This window comes from Paenibacillus sp. VTT E-133280 (assembly GCF_002264385.1).
GTDB lineage: Bacteria > Bacillota > Bacilli > Paenibacillales > Paenibacillaceae > Paenibacillus_AQ > Paenibacillus_AQ nitricinens.
The window spans coordinates 1-18,836 of the sequence record NZ_NFUX01000030.1 but is presented as its reverse complement, the minus strand read 5'-3'; the positions used below and the strand labels follow the sequence as shown (position 1 = coordinate 18,836).

Genomic DNA, 18,836 nt, shown 5'->3' with positions numbered 1-18,836 from the left:
GGCTGTCAGTGGTGTTTAGCTAGTTTTTAATTGCACTGAATACAACTAAAGTCGAACATAAGCTTGGCCGGCCTGATTTAGTTGTATAGCGTGCAGTTAACTGAACATTTGCAGAGGTTTTGTACAATGTAAAAGCTGCTCCTTCATAGAAAAAATCTACTAAGGGACAGCTTTTTTGTTGCGTAGATGAATGAGTGAGTGAAAGGGGTCTATTAAGGTGCTGACTGTTATTCCTCGTAGGTTTTGTTCAGAGAGCTGACTAGCTCTGGGAACCAGTTCTTTAGATTGAGAAACTTGTACCCCGCCGACTGGGCTTTGGTCGTATCCATAAACCAGGATTGTTCAATTCCGAATGGTGACATATGCTCGTCCGCGGTTTGGCTCTGGATGCTGGCGTGCTTCCCCGTTTCTTCTTCAATCATTGTGAGAATATCCGTAATTCTAATTGTACCGTCTGAGCAGGCGTTGAACGGTCCTGTCATAGTAGAGCTACATCCGAGCCAATATAGGAAATCAGCAGCTTCATCTGAACGGATAAAGGAGATATATGCTCCGGGATTCGGTATACCAATAGGCAACTCATTACGGACATGCTCAATATGAAAATGAAGTCTTCGCGTATAATCATCTATTCCCAGCACAATTGGAAAGCGAACCGCGGCGACTGGGAAGGTGGCCTTCTGCATAAAGACAGCTTCCGCCAGTCTTTTTCCTCTTGATAGGTAAAATCATTTCGCCCTCCGTGGCGGATAGGGTAAGCTTTAGGATCGAAAATGTCCTCGGTCAGCGCTTCTTCGCTGAAATCATAGACGGATAAACTTGAGGTGAGAATATACCGTTTCGTTTTACCATCAAAAATCCGGCATGCCTGATCCGCTTCGTCCGGTGAATAACAAATATTATCGAACACGACATCCCATAGTGTATCTCCTACCGCCTGAGCGAGCTCGTTGGCTTGGAAACGGTCCGCATGGATCCGGTGGATGCGATCTCCAAAGGAATCGCTAGTTTCCCCGCGTGTAAGTATCGTTACATCGTTTACGGAATCCTGTAGTAATCGTTCAACTAACCTTTTTCCAAAAAAGCGCGTGCCGCCTAAGATAAGAATTTTCCTCATATCATGCCACTCCTCACCAACTAATGTATATATTTATAAGTCTGAATTAAGTCTTCCTTTTAAAAGCGGGGGTGTGCCTAAAAGAGTGATAGGTGTTAGGTGATGAATGATGAATGATAAATGATGAATTATGAATTATGAATTATGAATTATGCATGAAGGTATGTAAGGAGATTTCATTCGTGTGATTGTACTTTGTGCAATAGAATTTAAACTAAATAAGACAGAGTTCAATTCTATTGCACTCTATACAATCACAAGATGAGAAATTGCCTTAAAAGTCACTTATATTAAAAATCTATTGCAGATAGTGCAGTACTTTCATTTTTTAGCGTTGATTTCATGGATTCTGTTGCACATTTTGCAACGTCACTAGCTCAAAGCTAAAACATCACCCAACTATACAACTAACTGACCTGACTCACAAAACTTACCTATCTCATCAAACTCACACTTTTCAAAACTAATATTTGTTCGGTTATAACGTAACGTAATGTGCTTCATTTAGCTAAGTGTAGTCCAGTATTACGAAATAGTCACGAAAGGCTAAGCCACCATCCGCATTCCTGGCTCGGAATAGTTCCAGCCCATAGAGCTGAATCCGTCAGATTGGAAAGGCTGAACGCTCTGAAAGCTTTGGAAGCTTTGGCTGGACACGGCCATAACAGTTTCTTGACTTTCATCCGCAAGGACAAGCTCAATCAGCTCGGCGATTTGCCCTTGTTCATAGGCGGATGCAAGGCGATTCAAGGCAATCTGTAATTCCGTATCCTGCACAATGGAGGGTCCGTTAGATTGAAGAAGCTCTTGTCTGACTGCAGGGAGGGCTTGCCGGGCGCGATGCAGAGCAGCTTTGATGGCTCCTTCTGTGGTGTTGAGTATTTCCGCAGCTTCGAGTCCGGAGTGCTCGAAGACATCGCGAAGCAGGAAGACTGCTTGCTGTAGTGGAGACAGATGCTTCTGTAAGGCTTGAAAAGCAGCCTCAATCTCAAATAAACCATACCCTGCTGCTTCCTCTGTCCGTGGTTGATCCATTTCCAGCACCCGTGACAACGTGGCTTTTCGCCGCATAATATCTGTCCAGGTATTTCTGGCAATCCTCAGGAGTAGCGCCTCAGGATTTGGATGATTCGTTAGCGAGCTGAAATTCGTACGACTTGTATGATCTGTATTGTTGTTCATTTGACTTGTATCGTTCATATCATCGCTCTTCAGCTTCGAATGTTCGGAAGTCTTCATATAGCCCAGTGCTTTGACCCACGTATCCTGAACCAAATCTTCGGCTTCCCACGGGGATTGTGTCAGTGCAAGGCAATACCGCTTCAGGGTCATTTGCAAACACATGGTATGATTCTCATCCGGTTCATGGCCGGCGTTAAGCTTCTCAAGGCTGATCACTCTGCATAACCCCTTTTCCGGTAAAGTGATTTCGGTTACTTCTAATAATAAACGAATGAGCTCGAAAATAAGATACGCAATCAAAAAAATAAAATTTTCCCCACTTCCCGTATCCTCTCCAAAGACTAATCCGTTTACAGGGTAGATTTCAAAATAATATTAACGGATGGAGGTCAGATACGCATGGCGTACATTCCTTATGTCATTGAACAAACGAATCAAGGAGAGAGATCTTACGATATTTATTCACGGCTGCTAAAAGACCGAATTGTGTTTGTCGGGGCTGAGATTGAGGATCAATTAGCGAATAGTGTTGTTGCTCAGTTGTTGTTCTTATCAGCTGAGGATCCAGATAAAGATATACACATGTATATCAATAGTCCAGGGGGGTCCGTAACGGCGGGACTCAGTATTTATGATACGATGCAGCTTATTAAACCACAGGTGAACACGATTTGCACAGGGATGGCGGCTTCCTTTGGTTCACTTCTATTGTTAGCTGGAGCCAAGGGGAAACGTTTTGCATTGCCAAACAGTGAGATCATGATACATCAGCCGCATGGTGGAGCGCAGGGTCAGGCTAGTGATATTGCAATTAGAGCCAAACGTATTTTGAAGCTAAGGGAAGTGCTTGTTCAAATTACAGCGGACCGAACCGGACAAACGGTGGAAAAGGTAATGCAAGATATGGATCGGGATTATTACATGTCAGCTGATGAAGCAGTGGAGTACGGGATTATCGACAAAGTCATCACAAATCTGTAGGACGAAGGAGTGAAGTGAGTGATGCTGGAAGCTTTGCAGGGCAAAGAGGTAACCATTTATTTTGTAGATGGCTCTAACGCTAGAAAAGGCATTTTGGAAACGGTAACTGAGAAGTTCATTAAATATCGGACAGAATTCGAGGAGCTTTATATTCCCATGACTTCCGTCTGTTCCATCACACTAGATACTAAAGGACGGGAACGCGCCCGTGTAGGATTTACACAATAACCATTCTCAGATTTAAAAATAGGGTTAGGGAAGTTTTCCCTAACCCGTACTTTCGCGAATCGCCAAATAATGAGCTACATTTGCATGATGCTGAATACCAGTCTCCCCTTTAATCAGCTTGATTAAGGTCCGGGTAGCAGTCATTCCAATCTCCGTTCCGGAATATTCCACCGAGGACAGCTTGGGACGAACGACAGAAGCAATAAAGCTATTATCGAATCCGAACACCGCAACATCCTCTGGCACCCGAATGCCGTTATCGATCAGAAAATTCATCGCCCCTACAGCTATCCAATCTGTGGAGCAAAAAACCGCAGTAGGCAACTCCCCGCTATCCTTAATCCGGCGCATCGCGTCGCTTCCATCTTCTACAGCCATTCCACTTTCTACTACCCATTCTTCCCTTAAGGTTATTCCAGCATCCATCAGCGCTTGTTGATATCCGCGATAACGAGCACCACCCACCGCATTCTCTCCAGATACCCGGATCATGCCGATACTTTTATGCCCTTTTTGAACCAGATAAGTAACGGCTTCATAGGAAGCGGTGACATTATCCAGATGGACAGAAGGGATCGAATCAATCTGAGATTGTTCTCCGACTAACACGCAAGGTGACCCGGATTTTTGAATAATCCCCAAATGCTCCTTACTCGGAACCGAGCCTACATATATATAACCCTCAGTCCCCATATGGTGGAATAAGTTCAAATAATGAAGTTCACTATTTACACTTCCGTCTGTTAACCCGACCAAAACATCATAACCATATAGCTCGGCGAGATCACGTATGCCAATATTGAAATCATCAAGCACGGTATTACTGTTCTGCGGAATAATGACACCAATCAGAGGTGTATCCGATCTGCCTGCATCTGAACTGATGACATTAGGACGGTAATTCAATTGTTTCATGGCTTCCAATACACGCTTACGAACTTCCTCGTTTACCGGTTTGCTGTTATTGACAACCCTTGATACGGTAGCTATTGAAACGTCAGCCATTTTGGCTATATCTTTAATTTTTACCTTCAAGAATATCACCATAACTTTCCAATCTTGTATTCGTTCTAGAATATATCGCAAGCATATCACGGATAGCTTCAAGAATCCAAAAGATTGTTATTGACCAGGAAAATAAAAGATCCTATAATGATCGCATAGGAAAATAATTTCCTTAAATAAACCCTAAATAGATAGTTTTTTAGTGGATAATCTTAATTTTTATGATGAAAATCACTAATTCGTGAATTGGATAGGAAAATATTTTCCTGAGAGGGTATATGAATACGAAGGAGCTGCATACATTGAACAGAGCATGGTGGAAAGAAGCCACAGCGTATCAAATTTACCCGCGGAGCTTTATGGACAGCAATGGCGATGGTGTTGGAGATTTACAAGGAGTAATCTCAAAACTTGATTATTTGCAGGACCTTGGCATCAATGTCATTTGGATTTGTCCTATTTATAAATCCCCGAACGATGATAACGGATATGATATTTCAGATTACCAGGATATTATGGCGGAGTTCGGCAGTATGGCTGATTTCGATCAGCTATTAAGCGAGGTTCATGCACGGGGCATGAAGCTGATTCTGGATCTTGTCATTAACCATACTTCAGACGAACACCCTTGGTTTGTTGAAGCACGTTCAAGCAAGGATAATGCTAAACGTGATTATTATATTTGGAGAGATCCTAAGGACGGAAAGGAACCGAATAACTGGGAGAGTATTTTTAGCGGTTCAATCTGGGAGTTTGACCCCGCTACAGAGCAATATTTCATGCATGTATTCTCCAAAAGACAGCCTGACCTCAACTGGGAAAATCCTGAAGTACGTAAGGAATTATACGGTATGGTCAATTGGTGGCTAGATAAAGGGATTGACGGCTTCAGAGTGGATGCTATTTCACATATTAAGAAAATTTCAGGTCTTCCTGATCTGCCAAATCCAGATCATCTTCCGTTCGTTTCCTCCGGTGCGGGTCATATGAATCGGGAAGGCATTCACGATTTATTACAGGAACTGAAACAGGAAACATTTGATCGTTATGACATTATGACCGTTGGTGAAGCCAGTGGTGTCAGTGTCGATCAAGCGGAAATGTGGGTAGGCGAGGAGCAGGGCAAATTCAATATGATTTTTCAATTCGAGCATTTAGCCCTTTGGAATAAGAGTGTTACAGGTGGCTTGGATGTTCTGCAGCTGAAATCAGCACTTTCGCGTTGGCAAAAAGGTCTTGAGGGTAGAGGCTGGAATGCACTCTTTATCGAGAATCACGATCAACCACGTTCAGTTTCCACTTGGGGAAATGATGGGGAGTATTGGAAGGCATCGGCCAAATCGCTGGCTACGATGTATTTCCTAATGCAAGGAACACCATTTATTTATCAAGGTCAAGAAATTGGAATGACCAATGTACGATTTGATTCGATGGATGATTATGATGATGTGGCGATGAAGAACCTGTATCGTTTAGAGACAGATGCCGGAAAATCACATGAAGAAGTCATGGAGGTTATTTGGAAGAACGGTCGCGACAATTCTAGAACGCCAATGCAATGGGATGACTCTGAGAATGCTGGTTTCAGCAGCGGCAAGCCTTGGATGAAGGTTAATCCTAATTTCACGGAGATCAATGTGGAGCGTGCGAAGCAGGACCCTGATTCCATCTATCATCATTATAAAAAACTAATCGCACTTCGGGCTGCTAATCCTATTACCGTTTATGGTACCTATGATTTGATCCTGCCTGAGGATGAACGAATCTACGCTTATACTCGTACACTTGGCAATGAGAAATTACTGGTCATGTCAAACCTGACTTCAGAGGAAGCACTGTTCGATCTTCCGTTTGACTTGGAATTTGACTCCAGTGAGCTGCTGTTGAATAACTATGAAGCTGACCCTGCCGAGAAGATCGAGACAGTGGCATTACGCCCTTACGAATCTCGTGTGTATATGCTGGTTAACGCACCAGTAGAGCAAGAGGCAATTCGTGAAAGTGTACCTGCAACAACGGTTTAATTATTTTAATAAACGCAAGAATGCCCCTCGGCCAATGGCTGAAGGGCATTCTTGCGTTTATATCAATTATTTGCTCTGTCCGCCATCCTCCGTAGAAGATAAATCCGGCCGTTGCAGAATATAACTATTAGACATATTCAACAGCCGCTGAACGGCATCGAATTGTTCTTTTGTCGAACCGCCCTCAGTTTCAGATCCATCGATTAGATTATAGTTATTTCCATCATCATAATCGACACCCGTCAAGTACAAGCTTGTGTCATTAATAAAAGAACCAGTGGGAAGAAAATGTCTAACCGGCAGCAGGTTGGTCTGTTGATTCATCAGATCTTCTCCGAAGTGGAGCTGATGCTTCATAGAAATGCCTAACAGATTAGCTACAGTGGGTAAGATGTCAATCTGACCGCCGGTTTGAGTGTACACAGTAGGCTGATCTAAGCCTGGGGCATGAACAATGAAAGGAACATTGAACATATCGGTATATCCATATTCATGCCCGACCATTTCCTCCATTAAAGATTTCTCGTTGCCATCAAGAGAGTACAGTGATACACCTTGATGATCTCCGTAAAAGACAATCACGCTATCTTCCCATAACCCGCTGGACTTCAGTTCGTCTAGGAATTGTCCCATGGCGTAATCTGCATAATTTTGGGCTAAAATATAGTTGCCGACTAAGGTTCCTTCGTACCGCTTAGGCAGCGTCATCTTATATTTTGATTCAGGCATTTTATAAGGGTGATGAGCACTCATAGAGATGACCATCGCGTAAAAAGGATTGTCTTCAGCATCCATTTTGCTTAATTCAGGAACCGTCTTGGCAAACAGCACTTCATCGGAGGAACCAAATGCGATATGATCATCATCTCCATAGAAGGACTGATCGTAGTATTTATCAAAGCCCAGCACCTTATATAAAGTTTTGCGATTCCAGAATTCTACGCTGTTGGTGTGAAAGGTGGCCGTATTGTATCCGTTAGCTTTCATCAGCTTAGGCAGGCTGGGAAGTTCTTTAGTCATATAGTTGGAGGAAGTAGCTACTTCGTGATGAGGAACATATAGCGAGGTGTTCACTACAAACTCTGCATCTGATGTTGTACCTTGCCCCGCATTCGTATAGAAGTTATTGAAATAATGTTCGCTTGCTATAAGCTTATTTAGATTGGGAGTCACTTCCTGTCCGTCGATGCTTAAGCCAAGCAGGAAATTCTGAAAAGATTCCATTTGCACTACAATGAGATTCTTACCTTGAGCCGCTGCCCAATACTTCGGAGAGACTGGCTCCGTAATCCCCTTTGTAGCGTCCACTGCCTGCTGCGTAATTTCTTTGCTGTCGATCATTTCTTGCTTTTCTGTGCTGTCAGCAAAGATGGTATATACCTCGTAATTGAGAATCCCCATACTCTCTGCCTTTTTATTCTCGTTCATACTGGCATGATTCGGCCAAACATTAAAGACACAGATCGCCAGGGAAACGCTAATGATCCCAAGCAAGGCGGTTCGGTTCATACGCCGGTTCATGCCTCTTTCTTTCCAGGCCGCAATATATTTGGGACGGAACATAAAGAACATGAAGACTACAATATCCACAAAAATGAACAAATAATAAGGGTCCAGCAAAGAATATGTGCTTTCTCCAACCTTGGTAACTTTATCCGCTTGTTGTAAGGCGTGGTAGGTAGCAATGACTCCGTAATACTTGTAATACATAAGGACAGCAAAATAAATTACTGAAATCAATAAGTTCGCAATCATGTAATACAGAAACTTCCGCTTGGAAGCCATCCACTCAATGAGTCCAAATACGATAAAGAAGAACGGAATCTCTGTGAGCAGCATGCTCCAATTAGGTCCGTCACTAAATACCACGAACCAGGCCACTGCGCATTTTAAGAGCAGGACGAAGCTAAAGATTAGAAAGGGCTTATTTTTTATCCGAAAATCTTTTTTCACTCGTTATCATCCTCTCTGGTGCAAAACACACTATCACCCTGCATAACCCTGTATGTTGTGGGAATCCGTTGCAATATGCCGATGCCTATTATGCTCTTGAAGTTTTCGTGTGTCAAAAGACGGACGAGAGACCTAGAGCGCAGCAACAAGCGATTTATGCCATATAAATAGTTAAAACCAGCTTCAATCCTAAACTACAGGCTAAATGCGTATAAATTGATTTAAAAAAATACAGTTTCTCGCAACTTTACATAATATTCCACAGTCTATATAAGGAGAATGAATACAATGGGTCTCTATTGGTGCAGATCAATAGGTTGACCCTACCGATTCTAAAAGGAGTGATTTTAAGTGGGAAGACAAATTTCAAGCATTAAAATTCAGATAAGACGAATAGGTAGTGTGGTTGTCGGGGCAGCAATTATCCTAGCTGCAGTCTCTCCATTAATAGTTAAGGCGGACAGTGTAGTGAATTTCCCGGATGAAAAGAAGTTATTGTCTGGCATCACAGGGCTGGATGCGGGGGATAGAAGTGCTTATGCCATCACTGCAGATGGAACAGCCTGGGCTTGGGGTGGTGGATACGGCTCTATTGGTAATGGAGCAACTACGCCGGCGTATACTCCCGTCAAAATGCATATTGATCATGTGAAGCAAGTTTCAGGTGGAGATCGGCATAACTTAATGCTAAAAGATGATGGAACCGTGTGGGCAGTGGGTAGGAATGAACATGGACAACTTGGCACTGGCGTACAATCCTTGACGGTCCTTGTAGAGCCGGTTCAAGTGAAGGGATTAACGGACGTGATTTCTGTTTCGGCAGGAGGCTCACATAGCTTGGCTCTTCGAAAAGACGGGACGGTCTGGGCGTGGGGTGGCAATGAGCAAGGAGAACTGGGTAACGATTCAGGGAAAAATGGGCTAACACCGGTACAGGTGAAAGGACTACCTTCTATTTTAGCTATAGCTGCAGGATCGAATAATTCAGTGGCACTTGGGAACGGCGGAGAGGTGTGGGTGTGGGGTTCATCTAAAACTATAGGCATTAAAAAGGATACGGTCTTAAAGCCTACCCAAATTAAGGGGAACGGGGAATATAAAGCTGTAGATATTAATGGGCAGTATGGAGCAGCTTTGAGATGGGATGGCACCGTTTGGTTATGGGGTAATTACACAGATAGTTATCCGGGTAAAACGTTACAGCTGATTCAGATCCCAGGACTCACTGATGCCGTATCGATGACAACGGACTCTGCAGTAAAAGCTGATGGGACCGTATGGCAGTGGACCGTTGATGATAAAAATAAAATGAATGTTAAGCAGATTAGTGGTATTCAAAATGCAGCTTCGATTACCAGCGGGAACAGAAATCATTATGTGCTCTTAAAAGACGGTCATGTTCTTGCATGGGGAACGAATGAATTTGGACAGACTGGGTTGGGGGTTAGAGATTTTATGATTGACACACCTCAGCCCGTGGAAAAATCGATACAGGTCCTGTTGAACAATAGTGAAATGGATCTGACCATGCCTCCTTTATTGCTCAACAATTCTACTTACGTTCCTTTAAGAGGAATATTTCAGCAAATGGGAGTGGATGTACGTTGGGACGTTCCATCGAGATCAGTTATTGCTGTGAAGAAATCTACATCTACTACGCTGATTTTAAATTCGATTAATGGACAAACGACTGTAAATGGAAAAGTAATAGCCACAGATCAAAAGCCAGTCTTTATTAATGATAGTGTATATGTACCTTTAAGACTGGTGAGTGAAATGTTAGGCGCTAAGGTAGAATGGGATGCAGAAGCTTATGCTGTTCAAATCCATTCGAATTAAATAGGGGTATTTTGACATTAAGTATTATTTGTATTAGTATCACTAATACAAATAATACTTTTTTTGAATGGATGGATAATATGATCATAACGCTTGATTTTAAAAGTGATACACCAATTTATGTACAGCTTCGTAATGAGATCGTGATTGGAATTGGCTCAGGTGAACTGGCGGATGGGGAGAAATTACCAACAGTGCGGCAAATGGCTGAAGATTTAGGGATAAACGCAATGACCGTGAACAAAGCGTACGCGATTTTGAAGAATGAAGGCTTCATATCGATAGATCGCAGGCATGGTGCTACAGTTGCTCCGATTGGGAATGGACAGCCAGAGTTTAAGGAGAAGCTGGAAAATGAACTACGGTTAGTCATCTCGGAGGCAAGTGTAAAAGGGATTGGCCGGGAGGAGTTTATGCAAATGTGTGCTGGAATTTTTTCATCCGTATCGTTTAAGTCTACATCCATCACGGAATAGGGGGACACTCAGATGGCTATCGTTTTCTTTTGTATAGCTATAGTTATTTTAGTTATTATGTTTTTTACGTATAGGAGTACTTTGAAGCTGAAGGATAATCTGTGGTTTGGGGTTAGTCTTCCGGCGTTTGCTCTTGAGGATGAACGTCTGCGCGAACTGCAAATTTCAACTGAGAAGAGATATAAAAAGTATGGACTCCTATCATTTCTGGCTTTGATTCCTATTTTGTTCTTGAGCGGCTATCTCTCTTTCACACTGATCTTTTTTTATGTTTGGACGAGTGTTATGATGCTTCTGCTTCGAATTCCATTCATTAAGGCACATCATGCAGCGGTAGAACTGAAACGGGAAAATGAGTGGTTCGTGGGAGAGAAGCGAATGGTTCGAATGGATACCAAGCTATCTCTGCTAAAAAAGAAAATGAGTCTTTCTTTATACTGGTACATAATTCCTGCACTAATTGCTACGTTATCTTTTATGATCCCAGTTCCGGAGGAAAATATTGAAATTGTTCGAATGGCTGGTGGTACAGCATTAGGGCTGACCGTGTTTTTCTGTATTATTGCTATCTCCTTTAATCGAATGAAGACTAAAATTTACACGAATAACAGCGAGACTAATATCCTGCTTAACCAGGCTAATCGTAGATATTGGTCCTTGCTATGGTTTGGAATGGCTATCATCAATAGCTGTATCGCCGTAATTTCGGTGTTTGCCTTATCCTTAAATGGAGCGGCTTCAACTATAGTATGGAGTTTGGGTATCTTCTTGTTCTCCGTTATTCCGGTGACAGGTATTTTTTATGTACATCATAAATTGAAGAAACTTGAAGCTGCGCTGCTAAATGGTGATCATGAGATATTGTATACGGATGATGATGAATATTGGATTAATGGGACAACGTATAATAACCCCAATGATCGCTCTGTTATGGTTCCGAAGCGTCTTGGGATCGGCACTACGATTAATATTGGGACAAAAACGGGTAAGAGTATATACTACGGCCTCTTTGTATTCGTTATATTGCTGTTGATCGGGACGGGTTGGATGGGCGTTCAGACTGATTTCTCAACACCTACCTTAACTACAGACACAAAAGGAAGGGTCTCGATTGAATATCCAATGTATAATTACAGCTTCGCCATGAAGGATGTGCAAGAACTGACGCTTGTGGACAGCTTACCAAGAGGCCGAAGAACAAATGGCGTTGCGACGGATACAGTAGCCATTGGAAACTTTAAGTTTGACGGGTTTGGGAAGAGTAAGGTCTATCTTGTGAAAAATTCTCCGCCATATATTGTGATTAAATTGCCGGATGTATATGTGCTCTACAACAATAAGGATGCCACTGAAACTGAACGTCTCTACGCGGAGTTGAAAGGGTGGTGAGGTTTCACATTGAATTTAAAATAAATCGTATGAAGTAGCCCCCTATTGTGATAGAATAATCTAGTTGTCCTAGTTTCCGGAAATTTACTCCATTCCAGCGATTTTCATAAGATATATAGGTGGATAATCGAGGAAATATGAGTATTCAAGAGTATTAACAAGAATCTTTGAAGATTTTACACAATAAACATCATTTTTTGTCGGTTTTTATTGATTTATTCAAAAATATTATGTATAATCAGCCTTGTTGATTTTGCAAATGGAATTTTAGGAGGTTTTTATTTTGGGAAAAGCGTTAATTATTGGCGCTGGCGGTGTTTCCAGTGTTGTTGTTCACAAATGCTGCCAGAACCCGGATGTATTTGAAGAGATCTGCATAGCTAGCAGAACTGTCGCGAAATGTGACGCTCTGAAAGATAAATTAGCCGGAGGCCGCACGAAGATTTCTACTGCTCAGCTCGATGCAGATAATACGGACGAAGTCATTGAACTGATCAAGAGCTTTGAGCCGGATGTCGTTATTAATGTCGCTCTCCCATATCAGGACCTGACAATCATGGATGCGTGCCTGGCAACAGGAGTGCACTATGTGGATACTGCCAATTATGAACCACAAGATACAGCGAAATTTGAATACTCTTGGCAGTGGGCTTACAAAGAAAGATTCGAAAAAGCAGGTCTTACCGCGTTGCTAGGCAGTGGATTTGATCCAGGTGTAACGGGCGTGTTCACAGCTTACGCTCAAAAGCACTATTTTGATGAAATTCATACTATTGATATTGTAGACGCCAATGCTGGTGATCACGGATATCCATTTGCAACAAATTTTAATCCTGAAATCAATATTCGTGAAATTACAGCCAATGGCCGCTATTTCGAGAATGGCGAGTGGATTGAAACAGCACCGCTTTCCGAGAAAAAAGTATATGATCTTCCGGAAATTGGACCAAAGGATATTTATCTTTTGTATCATGAAGAATTAGAGTCTTTGGCCGTTAACATCAAGGGTGTGAAGAAGATCCGTTTCTGGATGACTTTCTCGCAGAATTACCTGACTCACTTGAAAGTGCTTGAGAATGTGGGCATGACTTCTATCGAGCCTATCATGTATGAAGGAAAAGAGATCGTTCCTCTGCAATTCTTGAAGGCGATTTTACCTGACCCGGCTTCCTTGGGACCAAGAACAAAAGGCAAAACGAACATTGGATGTATCATCCAAGGAACTAAAGACGGAAAGCCAAAAACTTATTATGTATACAATGTTTGCGATCATGAAGAGTGCTATGCAGAGGTTGGCTCCCAAGCCATTTCCTACACTACAGGCGTTCCTGCAATGATCGGAGCGATGTTAATTATAAAAGGAATCTGGAAGAAACCGGGCGTATTCAACGTTGAAGAGTTCGATCCAGATCCATTCATGGAAGCTTTAAATAAACATGGTCTGCCTTGGCAAGAAGATTTCTCGCCAACGCTGTTAGACTAAGGCGCGATAATGGATATAGATATCAGCGCGGTCCCGTCACCCTGTTACCTTGTAGATGAAAGATTGCTTACACGTAATCTTGAGATTATGAATTCTGTACAGGAACGTACTGGAGCAAAGATTTTGCTCGCACAAAAAGGCTTCTCCATGCATTCCTTGTATCCGTTAGTTGGAAAGTACTTGCATGGCGTAACCTCGAGCTCTTTGTTTGAAGCCAGACTTGGCTATGAAAAGATGGGCAAGGAGGTTCATGTGTACGCACCAGCTTATATAGATAGTGAGTTCGATGAGCTTCTTGGATATTCCGATCACATTGTGTTCAATTCTTTTGACCAGTGGAATCGATTCAAGGATCGCGTTAAGAATGCACCGAAGCATATCAGCTGCGGCATTCGTGTGAATCCGGAATATTCCGAGATCGAAGTTCCGCTGTATGATCCGTGCTATAATTATTCCAGAATGGGAGTAACTCTCCCTAACTTCAGACCGGAAGAGCTTGAAGGCATTGATGGACTACACTTCCATACAATGTGCGAACAGAATTCGGATACCCTTGAGCGTACGCTCAAGGTAGTCGAAGAGAAGTTCGGACCTTATCTCAAAGGAATGAAATGGCTTAATTTCGGTGGCGGTCATCATATTACACGTCCTGATTATGATCTAGAGACCCTGGTCAAGTGCATTCTACACATGAAAGAGACTTACGGTGTGGAAATCTATCTGGAGCCGGGTGAAGCAGTAGCGCTTAATACCGGATATCTGGTAGCTACCGTTCTCGATGTGATGCATAACGGAATGGATATTGCGATTCTCGATACCTCGGCAGAGTGCCACATGCCGGACGTACTGGCCATGCCGTACCGTCCGAACATTATTGATGCTGGACAACCTGGGGAATTTCCTTATACGTACAGATTAGGTGGAATGACTTGCCTAGCGGGTGACGTTATCGGAGATTATTCCTTTAAGGAGCCTTTGAAATACGGAGATAGACTCGTATTCCTTGATATGGCCCATTATTCCATGGTGAAGAACCATATGTTTAACGGTGTGAACCTGCCTTCTATTGTTAGTTACAATGAAGAAGAGGGAATTAAAGTGATCAAACAGTTCGCTTTCGAAGATTTCAGCGAACGTTTATCTTAAGGTTAATAAAAAGGTGTCCCGTGATGGGACACCTTTTTTGATTACTCCTTATTGCATCGTGATGGCGATGCGCTCCTCCTGTGGGAGCCACTCAACCTTTGCGCCAAGTTGTTCACTGATAAATCGAAGCGGCAGATACATTGATCCATTTACGATGAAGGGGAGTGTAGGGAGATTCACGGATTTATTGTTCACCATTGTCGCTCCTGTTACACCGTTAATACCGATAGCGAGAGCTGGCTTATCTGAAGCTGTACGAGTGATCATGATTTGTTTATCTACCGTTTTGGCTGCAGTTAAGTTCTCTTTAAAGGTAATCGTCGCGCCTAATTTCTCGAACAGAGATCGGAGGGGGACGAAATTCTGCCCGTTTCGAGTGATAACACCATTGGAAAGAGGGATGGATTCACCATTTAGGGAGATAGAAATTGGCTTTTGAACTGGGACGGGTGCTTCATGGGTGAATTCATAGTCTCCGTATCCTAGCTGTGCGTTCTTATTGACACCCCAACCCCATAGGGAACCGTCTTTCTTTTGCATGATGATATGTCGTGCACCATTCTTAATGCTGCTTACCTCAGTATCAAGAAGTGTGAATTTTGAATCAGAGGACATACTCTCGTTTTCAATAGAAGTCTGATAGAGATTTCCTTCCCCAGTTAATGCAACAATAGTCCGCTCTACGATGGAAACATCGACTACATTCTTGATTCCTTTAAGGAGAACCGGTGATTGTTCATGGTAAGTTGTTCCGTCAGAGGAACCTGTAATGGTAGCGCCCCAGAACCATAATTGGGAGGCCCCGTCAATGGCTAATAGGCTGTTCTGATTACCTTTTAAACTTTTAATATTACTGATTCCCTTAATAGGCGTTGCAGATAGATCTATTGGAGCTCCTTGGTTCTTGTAATAATCTTGGACTGGCCAACTCCATATGGAACCGTCCTTCTTGAGTGCTAGGTTGTTTTTGATTTGAATAATATCCGTCAATTTTTGGATGGTTTCGAAGCTTTCGAAGTCATCGCGTGTAGTAGAAACAGTTCCATCTTTCTTTAAGAACACGTAACGTGTCCAGCTCTTATGAAGATCAGACTCATAGTAACCGCCCACAGCTGCCACGTTATCGACGCCGGAAACCGGTGTGAACGCGGAGGAAGTGAGTCCATCGGATGAAAGGGGGGCGCTTAGAATCGTCCCGTCTCCTTTAAGGGCTATCGTTCTATTTCCCGCCATGAACATATCTGCCAGATTGTCTAACTCTTGAACGGGTGTCACTTTAACAGCTTCAGAGTATGCCGATGTTCTCCATTGCCAGACCGAAAGGTCTTTTTTCATTACATATTGAGAACCAAAGTATGCTTGTACCTCATTCAGGTCATGGATTTGAGTGGGGACAGAGCGATTCCCTCCCCATACCCAGAAGGAACCATCTGTTTTGGTCAGATAATCCGCTCCATACGAAGTGAGGTTAGTAGTTGTGACCGACTTCTCTGCTGCAACTGCGCTTACATTAGAGGCGAGGCTTAATACGAGAAGAGCACTAACCATGCTGATCCATTTTTTCATAGGAATACCTCTCTTTTCTTATTAAATATTTTCATTATGTCTACACTATAATCCATTATCTTACATATAGACGCTAGAACTACTGGAAAAGTTTCTTCATATTTACCCACTCACAAGAAAGGTCTCATGTGATACAATAATTTAGTCTGTTTTTTAAAATATAAGAGAGTATAAGTTTCACGCTATACTTTATCCTTATATTTCACGCTTAAACACTTACCGTCCTTATAAGGACGCCGAAGGCGTTTATTCTTGATTTAGCTATTGAAAGGTTTGTATCTGAGGAGGAAGTCAGCGTCAATGAAACAAGCACCGTTTATTGCAGTGGAAGGCCCAATCGGGGCTGGAAAAACAACATTAGCTTCTATGCTAGCAGAAGAATTAAATTTACCGATCATCAAAGAGATTGTCGATGAGAATCCGTTTCTAGCTAAATTTTATGAGAACATGGACGATTGGAGCTTTCAACTGGAGATGTTTTTTCTCTGTAACCGGTATAAACAGCTTGAAGATACCGTTACACAATACATAGATAAAGGGATCCCGGTCATTTCCGATTACCATATTTATAAGAACCTCATCTTTGGAGAACGAACGCTGAATGGAACGAAACGTGAAAAGTATCGGCAAATTTATCATGTGCTTACGGATGACCTGCCAAAGCCAAATATTATTCTCTATATTAAAGCCAATTTAGATACATTATTAAGCAGAATTGAAAAACGTGGGCGGCCCTTTGAAGAGGGAATGGATACTGCGTATTTGGAGCAATTAATTAAAGATTATGATGACGCGATGGCCTCTCTAGCCATTCAGGAGCCTTCGACCGTAATTATTACCATTGATGGAAATGCAGTCGATTTCGTGGAGAATCCGGAACACTTCACTGAAATTGTCTCTTATATAAAGGAGCTAATCAAATGAATTCATATCATATCCCGGAAAATTCCATTATTACCGTGGCTGGAACTGTCGGGGTGGGGAAATCCACTTTAACAGGCGCCTTGGCCAAAAGACTTAATTTTCAAACCTCGCTAGAGCAGGTCGATCACAATCCTTATCTCGAAAAGTTCTATCATGATTTTGAGAGATGGAGCTTTCACTTGCAAATCTATTTTCTTGCTGAACGTTTCAAAGAGCAGAAGAAGATGTTCGAACTCGGCGGTGGTTTTGTTCAGGACCGTTCCATCTATGAGGATACCGGTATTTTTGCGAAAATGCATGCGGATCAAGGTACGATGTCCAAGACGGACTATGAAACCTACACCAGCCTGTATGAAGCTATGGTTATGACGCCGTACTTCCCGCATCCTGATGTACTGATTTATATTGAAGGCAGTCTGCCTTCCATTCTGACACGAATTAATGAACGTGGCCGTGAGATGGAGATTCAAACGGATGTTTCCTACTGGGAGCATATGCATGGTAGATATTCGAAATGGATCAACGAGTTTACAGCTTGTCCAGTGCTTCGTTTGAACATTGATGATTATGATGTGAATGATGAGACTTCGATGTCTGATATTCTTGTGAAGGTTGGCGAAGCGATTCGTAAGCCTATTGATAAAATATAATTGGTGATTTGAAGCCCCCAGGATTTGGGGGCTGTTTTTTTTATAAAATCAGAAAGCGAACTAAGCGATATAAACTGAGTTTGAGGGATGATTTGTAAAAATAAAAAAAGACCCAATCATAGATATGGGTCAAATAGGGAAGTGTCAGTTGTCCTAGTAATAAAATACGAAAAGCAATCCAAATTGGTGTGGACATTGTAGTATGCTCAAGGGCGACACCCTATAATTATAGCCTTTTTTTCTGGATATAGATTCCAGTCTATTTAAAACTAGTTATTGGTCCATGACTAAAATTAATAAGATGCGTACACTGAACTATCTTAATAGGGAGGTGTACGTATTGAGTTGTCCAGACGATAAAAAATGTCATAAGAAAAAAATCGCCACTGTATATCCTTCGAAAAGAAAAAGAAAAGAACATCGTCGAAAAGTTATTAAGAAAATTGTACAAGTCACATGTCCTCCGCCTGAAGTGAACGTTACCACTCCAACAGTCGTTGGTGCTACAGGACCTCAAGGAGCACAAGGAATCCAAGGAGTACAAGGGACTAAAGGAGTACCGGGACCCCAAGGAGCACGAGGACTCCAAGGAGTAGAAGGACCTCAAGGTCCCGCCGGTGGGCCCCCGGGACCCCAAGGACCTCAAGGTCAACCTGGGCCAGCGGGAGCAATGGGTCCACAAGGTGTAGCGGGACCAGTTGGTCCTCAAGGGGAGCAAGGAGTACCGGGTACACAAGGACTCGTAGGTCCTCAGGGGCCGCAAGGTTTACCTGGTCCTGCTGGAGCAATAGGACCACAAGGTTTTGTAGGTGCAACCGGATCGACAGGAGCGGCCGGAGCAGTAGGAGCAACCGGTGCGACAGGAGTCGCAGG

Annotated in this window: 14 protein-coding genes and 2 pseudogenes; 11 read left to right on the top strand and 5 right to left on the bottom strand. The window is 42.7% G+C overall.

Translation table 11 applies throughout. From position 1 onward, the window contains the following. Window positions 1-227: 227 nt before the first annotated feature. Both CA600_RS14680 and CA600_RS14675 read right to left on the bottom strand, forming a co-directional pair. Window positions 228-1,117: pseudogene (locus CA600_RS14680) on the bottom strand (NAD-dependent epimerase/dehydratase family protein). A 546-nt stretch (window positions 1,118-1,663) separates the two neighbouring features. Continuing rightward, window positions 1,664-2,515 carry an RNA polymerase sigma factor gene (locus CA600_RS14675; RefSeq protein WP_179281625.1) on the bottom strand — a complete coding sequence of 284 codons (852 nt, stop codon included), beginning with the start codon at window positions 2,513-2,515 and terminating at the stop codon, window positions 1,664-1,666. A 183-nt stretch (window positions 2,516-2,698) separates the two neighbouring features. Between CA600_RS14675 and clpP the strand changes: the two genes are divergently transcribed. Further along, complete coding sequence (clpP, locus tag CA600_RS14670; protein WP_094870914.1) at window positions 2,699-3,280, top strand: ATP-dependent Clp endopeptidase proteolytic subunit ClpP; 582 nt, start codon at window positions 2,699-2,701, stop codon at window positions 3,278-3,280. 21 nt (window positions 3,281-3,301) lie between these two features. Next, window positions 3,302-3,508 carry a hypothetical protein gene (locus CA600_RS14665; RefSeq protein ID WP_042193575.1) on the top strand — a complete coding sequence of 69 codons (207 nt, stop codon included), beginning with the start codon at window positions 3,302-3,304 and terminating at the stop codon, window positions 3,506-3,508. A 39-nt stretch (window positions 3,509-3,547) separates the two neighbouring features. Here CA600_RS14665 and CA600_RS14660 read toward each other — a convergent pair whose 3' ends face one another. Beyond that, window positions 3,548-4,543 (bottom strand): LacI family DNA-binding transcriptional regulator, encoded by a 996-nt coding sequence (locus tag CA600_RS14660; RefSeq protein WP_094870975.1) that lies wholly within the window; start codon window positions 4,541-4,543, stop codon window positions 3,548-3,550. 272 nt (window positions 4,544-4,815) lie between these two features. On the opposite strand from CA600_RS14660, the gene CA600_RS14655 reads away from it, so the two are divergent. Further along, window positions 4,816-6,537 (top strand): glycoside hydrolase family 13 protein, encoded by a 1,722-nt coding sequence (locus CA600_RS14655; protein ID WP_094870973.1) that lies wholly within the window; start codon window positions 4,816-4,818, stop codon window positions 6,535-6,537. 66 nt (window positions 6,538-6,603) lie between these two features. Here the strand turns inward: CA600_RS14655 and CA600_RS14650 are convergent, their stop codons facing one another. After that, complete coding sequence (locus tag CA600_RS14650) at window positions 6,604-8,490, bottom strand: LTA synthase family protein (protein ID WP_094870912.1); 1,887 nt, start codon at window positions 8,488-8,490, stop codon at window positions 6,604-6,606. 351 nt (window positions 8,491-8,841) lie between these two features. On the opposite strand from CA600_RS14650, the gene CA600_RS14645 reads away from it, so the two are divergent. The 5 genes from CA600_RS14645 to nspC all read left to right on the top strand — a co-directional run bounded on the left by CA600_RS14645 (window position 8,842) and on the right by nspC (window position 14,823). Further along, complete coding sequence (locus tag CA600_RS14645) at window positions 8,842-10,329, top strand: RCC1 domain-containing protein (protein ID WP_094870910.1); 1,488 nt, start codon at window positions 8,842-8,844, stop codon at window positions 10,327-10,329. Window positions 10,330-10,409: 80 nt separating this feature from the next. Continuing rightward, complete coding sequence (locus CA600_RS14640; protein WP_094870908.1) at window positions 10,410-10,805, top strand: GntR family transcriptional regulator; 396 nt, start codon at window positions 10,410-10,412, stop codon at window positions 10,803-10,805. Window positions 10,806-10,817: 12 nt separating this feature from the next. After that, complete coding sequence (locus CA600_RS14635) at window positions 10,818-12,194, top strand: DUF5808 domain-containing protein (RefSeq protein WP_094870907.1); 1,377 nt, start codon at window positions 10,818-10,820, stop codon at window positions 12,192-12,194. A gap of 283 nt (window positions 12,195-12,477) precedes the next feature. Next, a complete protein-coding gene (locus CA600_RS14630) occupies window positions 12,478-13,677 on the top strand; it encodes a saccharopine dehydrogenase family protein (protein ID WP_060624451.1) in 1,200 nt (399 codons plus the stop codon). Between the two features lie 9 nt (window positions 13,678-13,686). Next, window positions 13,687-14,823 carry a carboxynorspermidine decarboxylase gene (nspC, locus tag CA600_RS14625; RefSeq protein WP_042186699.1) on the top strand — a complete coding sequence of 379 codons (1,137 nt, stop codon included), beginning with the start codon at window positions 13,687-13,689 and terminating at the stop codon, window positions 14,821-14,823. Between the two features lie 48 nt (window positions 14,824-14,871). Here nspC and CA600_RS14620 read toward each other — a convergent pair whose 3' ends face one another. Continuing rightward, window positions 14,872-16,389 carry a stalk domain-containing protein gene (locus CA600_RS14620; RefSeq protein WP_094870905.1) on the bottom strand — a complete coding sequence of 506 codons (1,518 nt, stop codon included), beginning with the start codon at window positions 16,387-16,389 and terminating at the stop codon, window positions 14,872-14,874. A gap of 300 nt (window positions 16,390-16,689) precedes the next feature. Between CA600_RS14620 and CA600_RS14615 the strand changes: the two genes are divergently transcribed. The 3 genes and pseudogenes from CA600_RS14615 to CA600_RS14605 all read left to right on the top strand — a co-directional run. Then, window positions 16,690-17,313, top strand: a complete 624-nt coding sequence (locus tag CA600_RS14615) for a deoxynucleoside kinase (protein ID WP_094870903.1) — start codon at window positions 16,690-16,692, stop codon at window positions 17,311-17,313. Beyond that, entirely contained in the window at window positions 17,310-17,963 is a 654-nt protein-coding gene (locus CA600_RS14610) for a deoxynucleoside kinase (protein WP_094870901.1), read from the top strand. The genes CA600_RS14615 and CA600_RS14610 overlap by 4 nt, the downstream gene beginning before the upstream one ends. Window positions 17,964-18,303: 340 nt before the next feature. After that, window positions 18,304-18,836, top strand: a pseudogene (locus tag CA600_RS14605) (collagen-like protein); the annotation flags it as partial.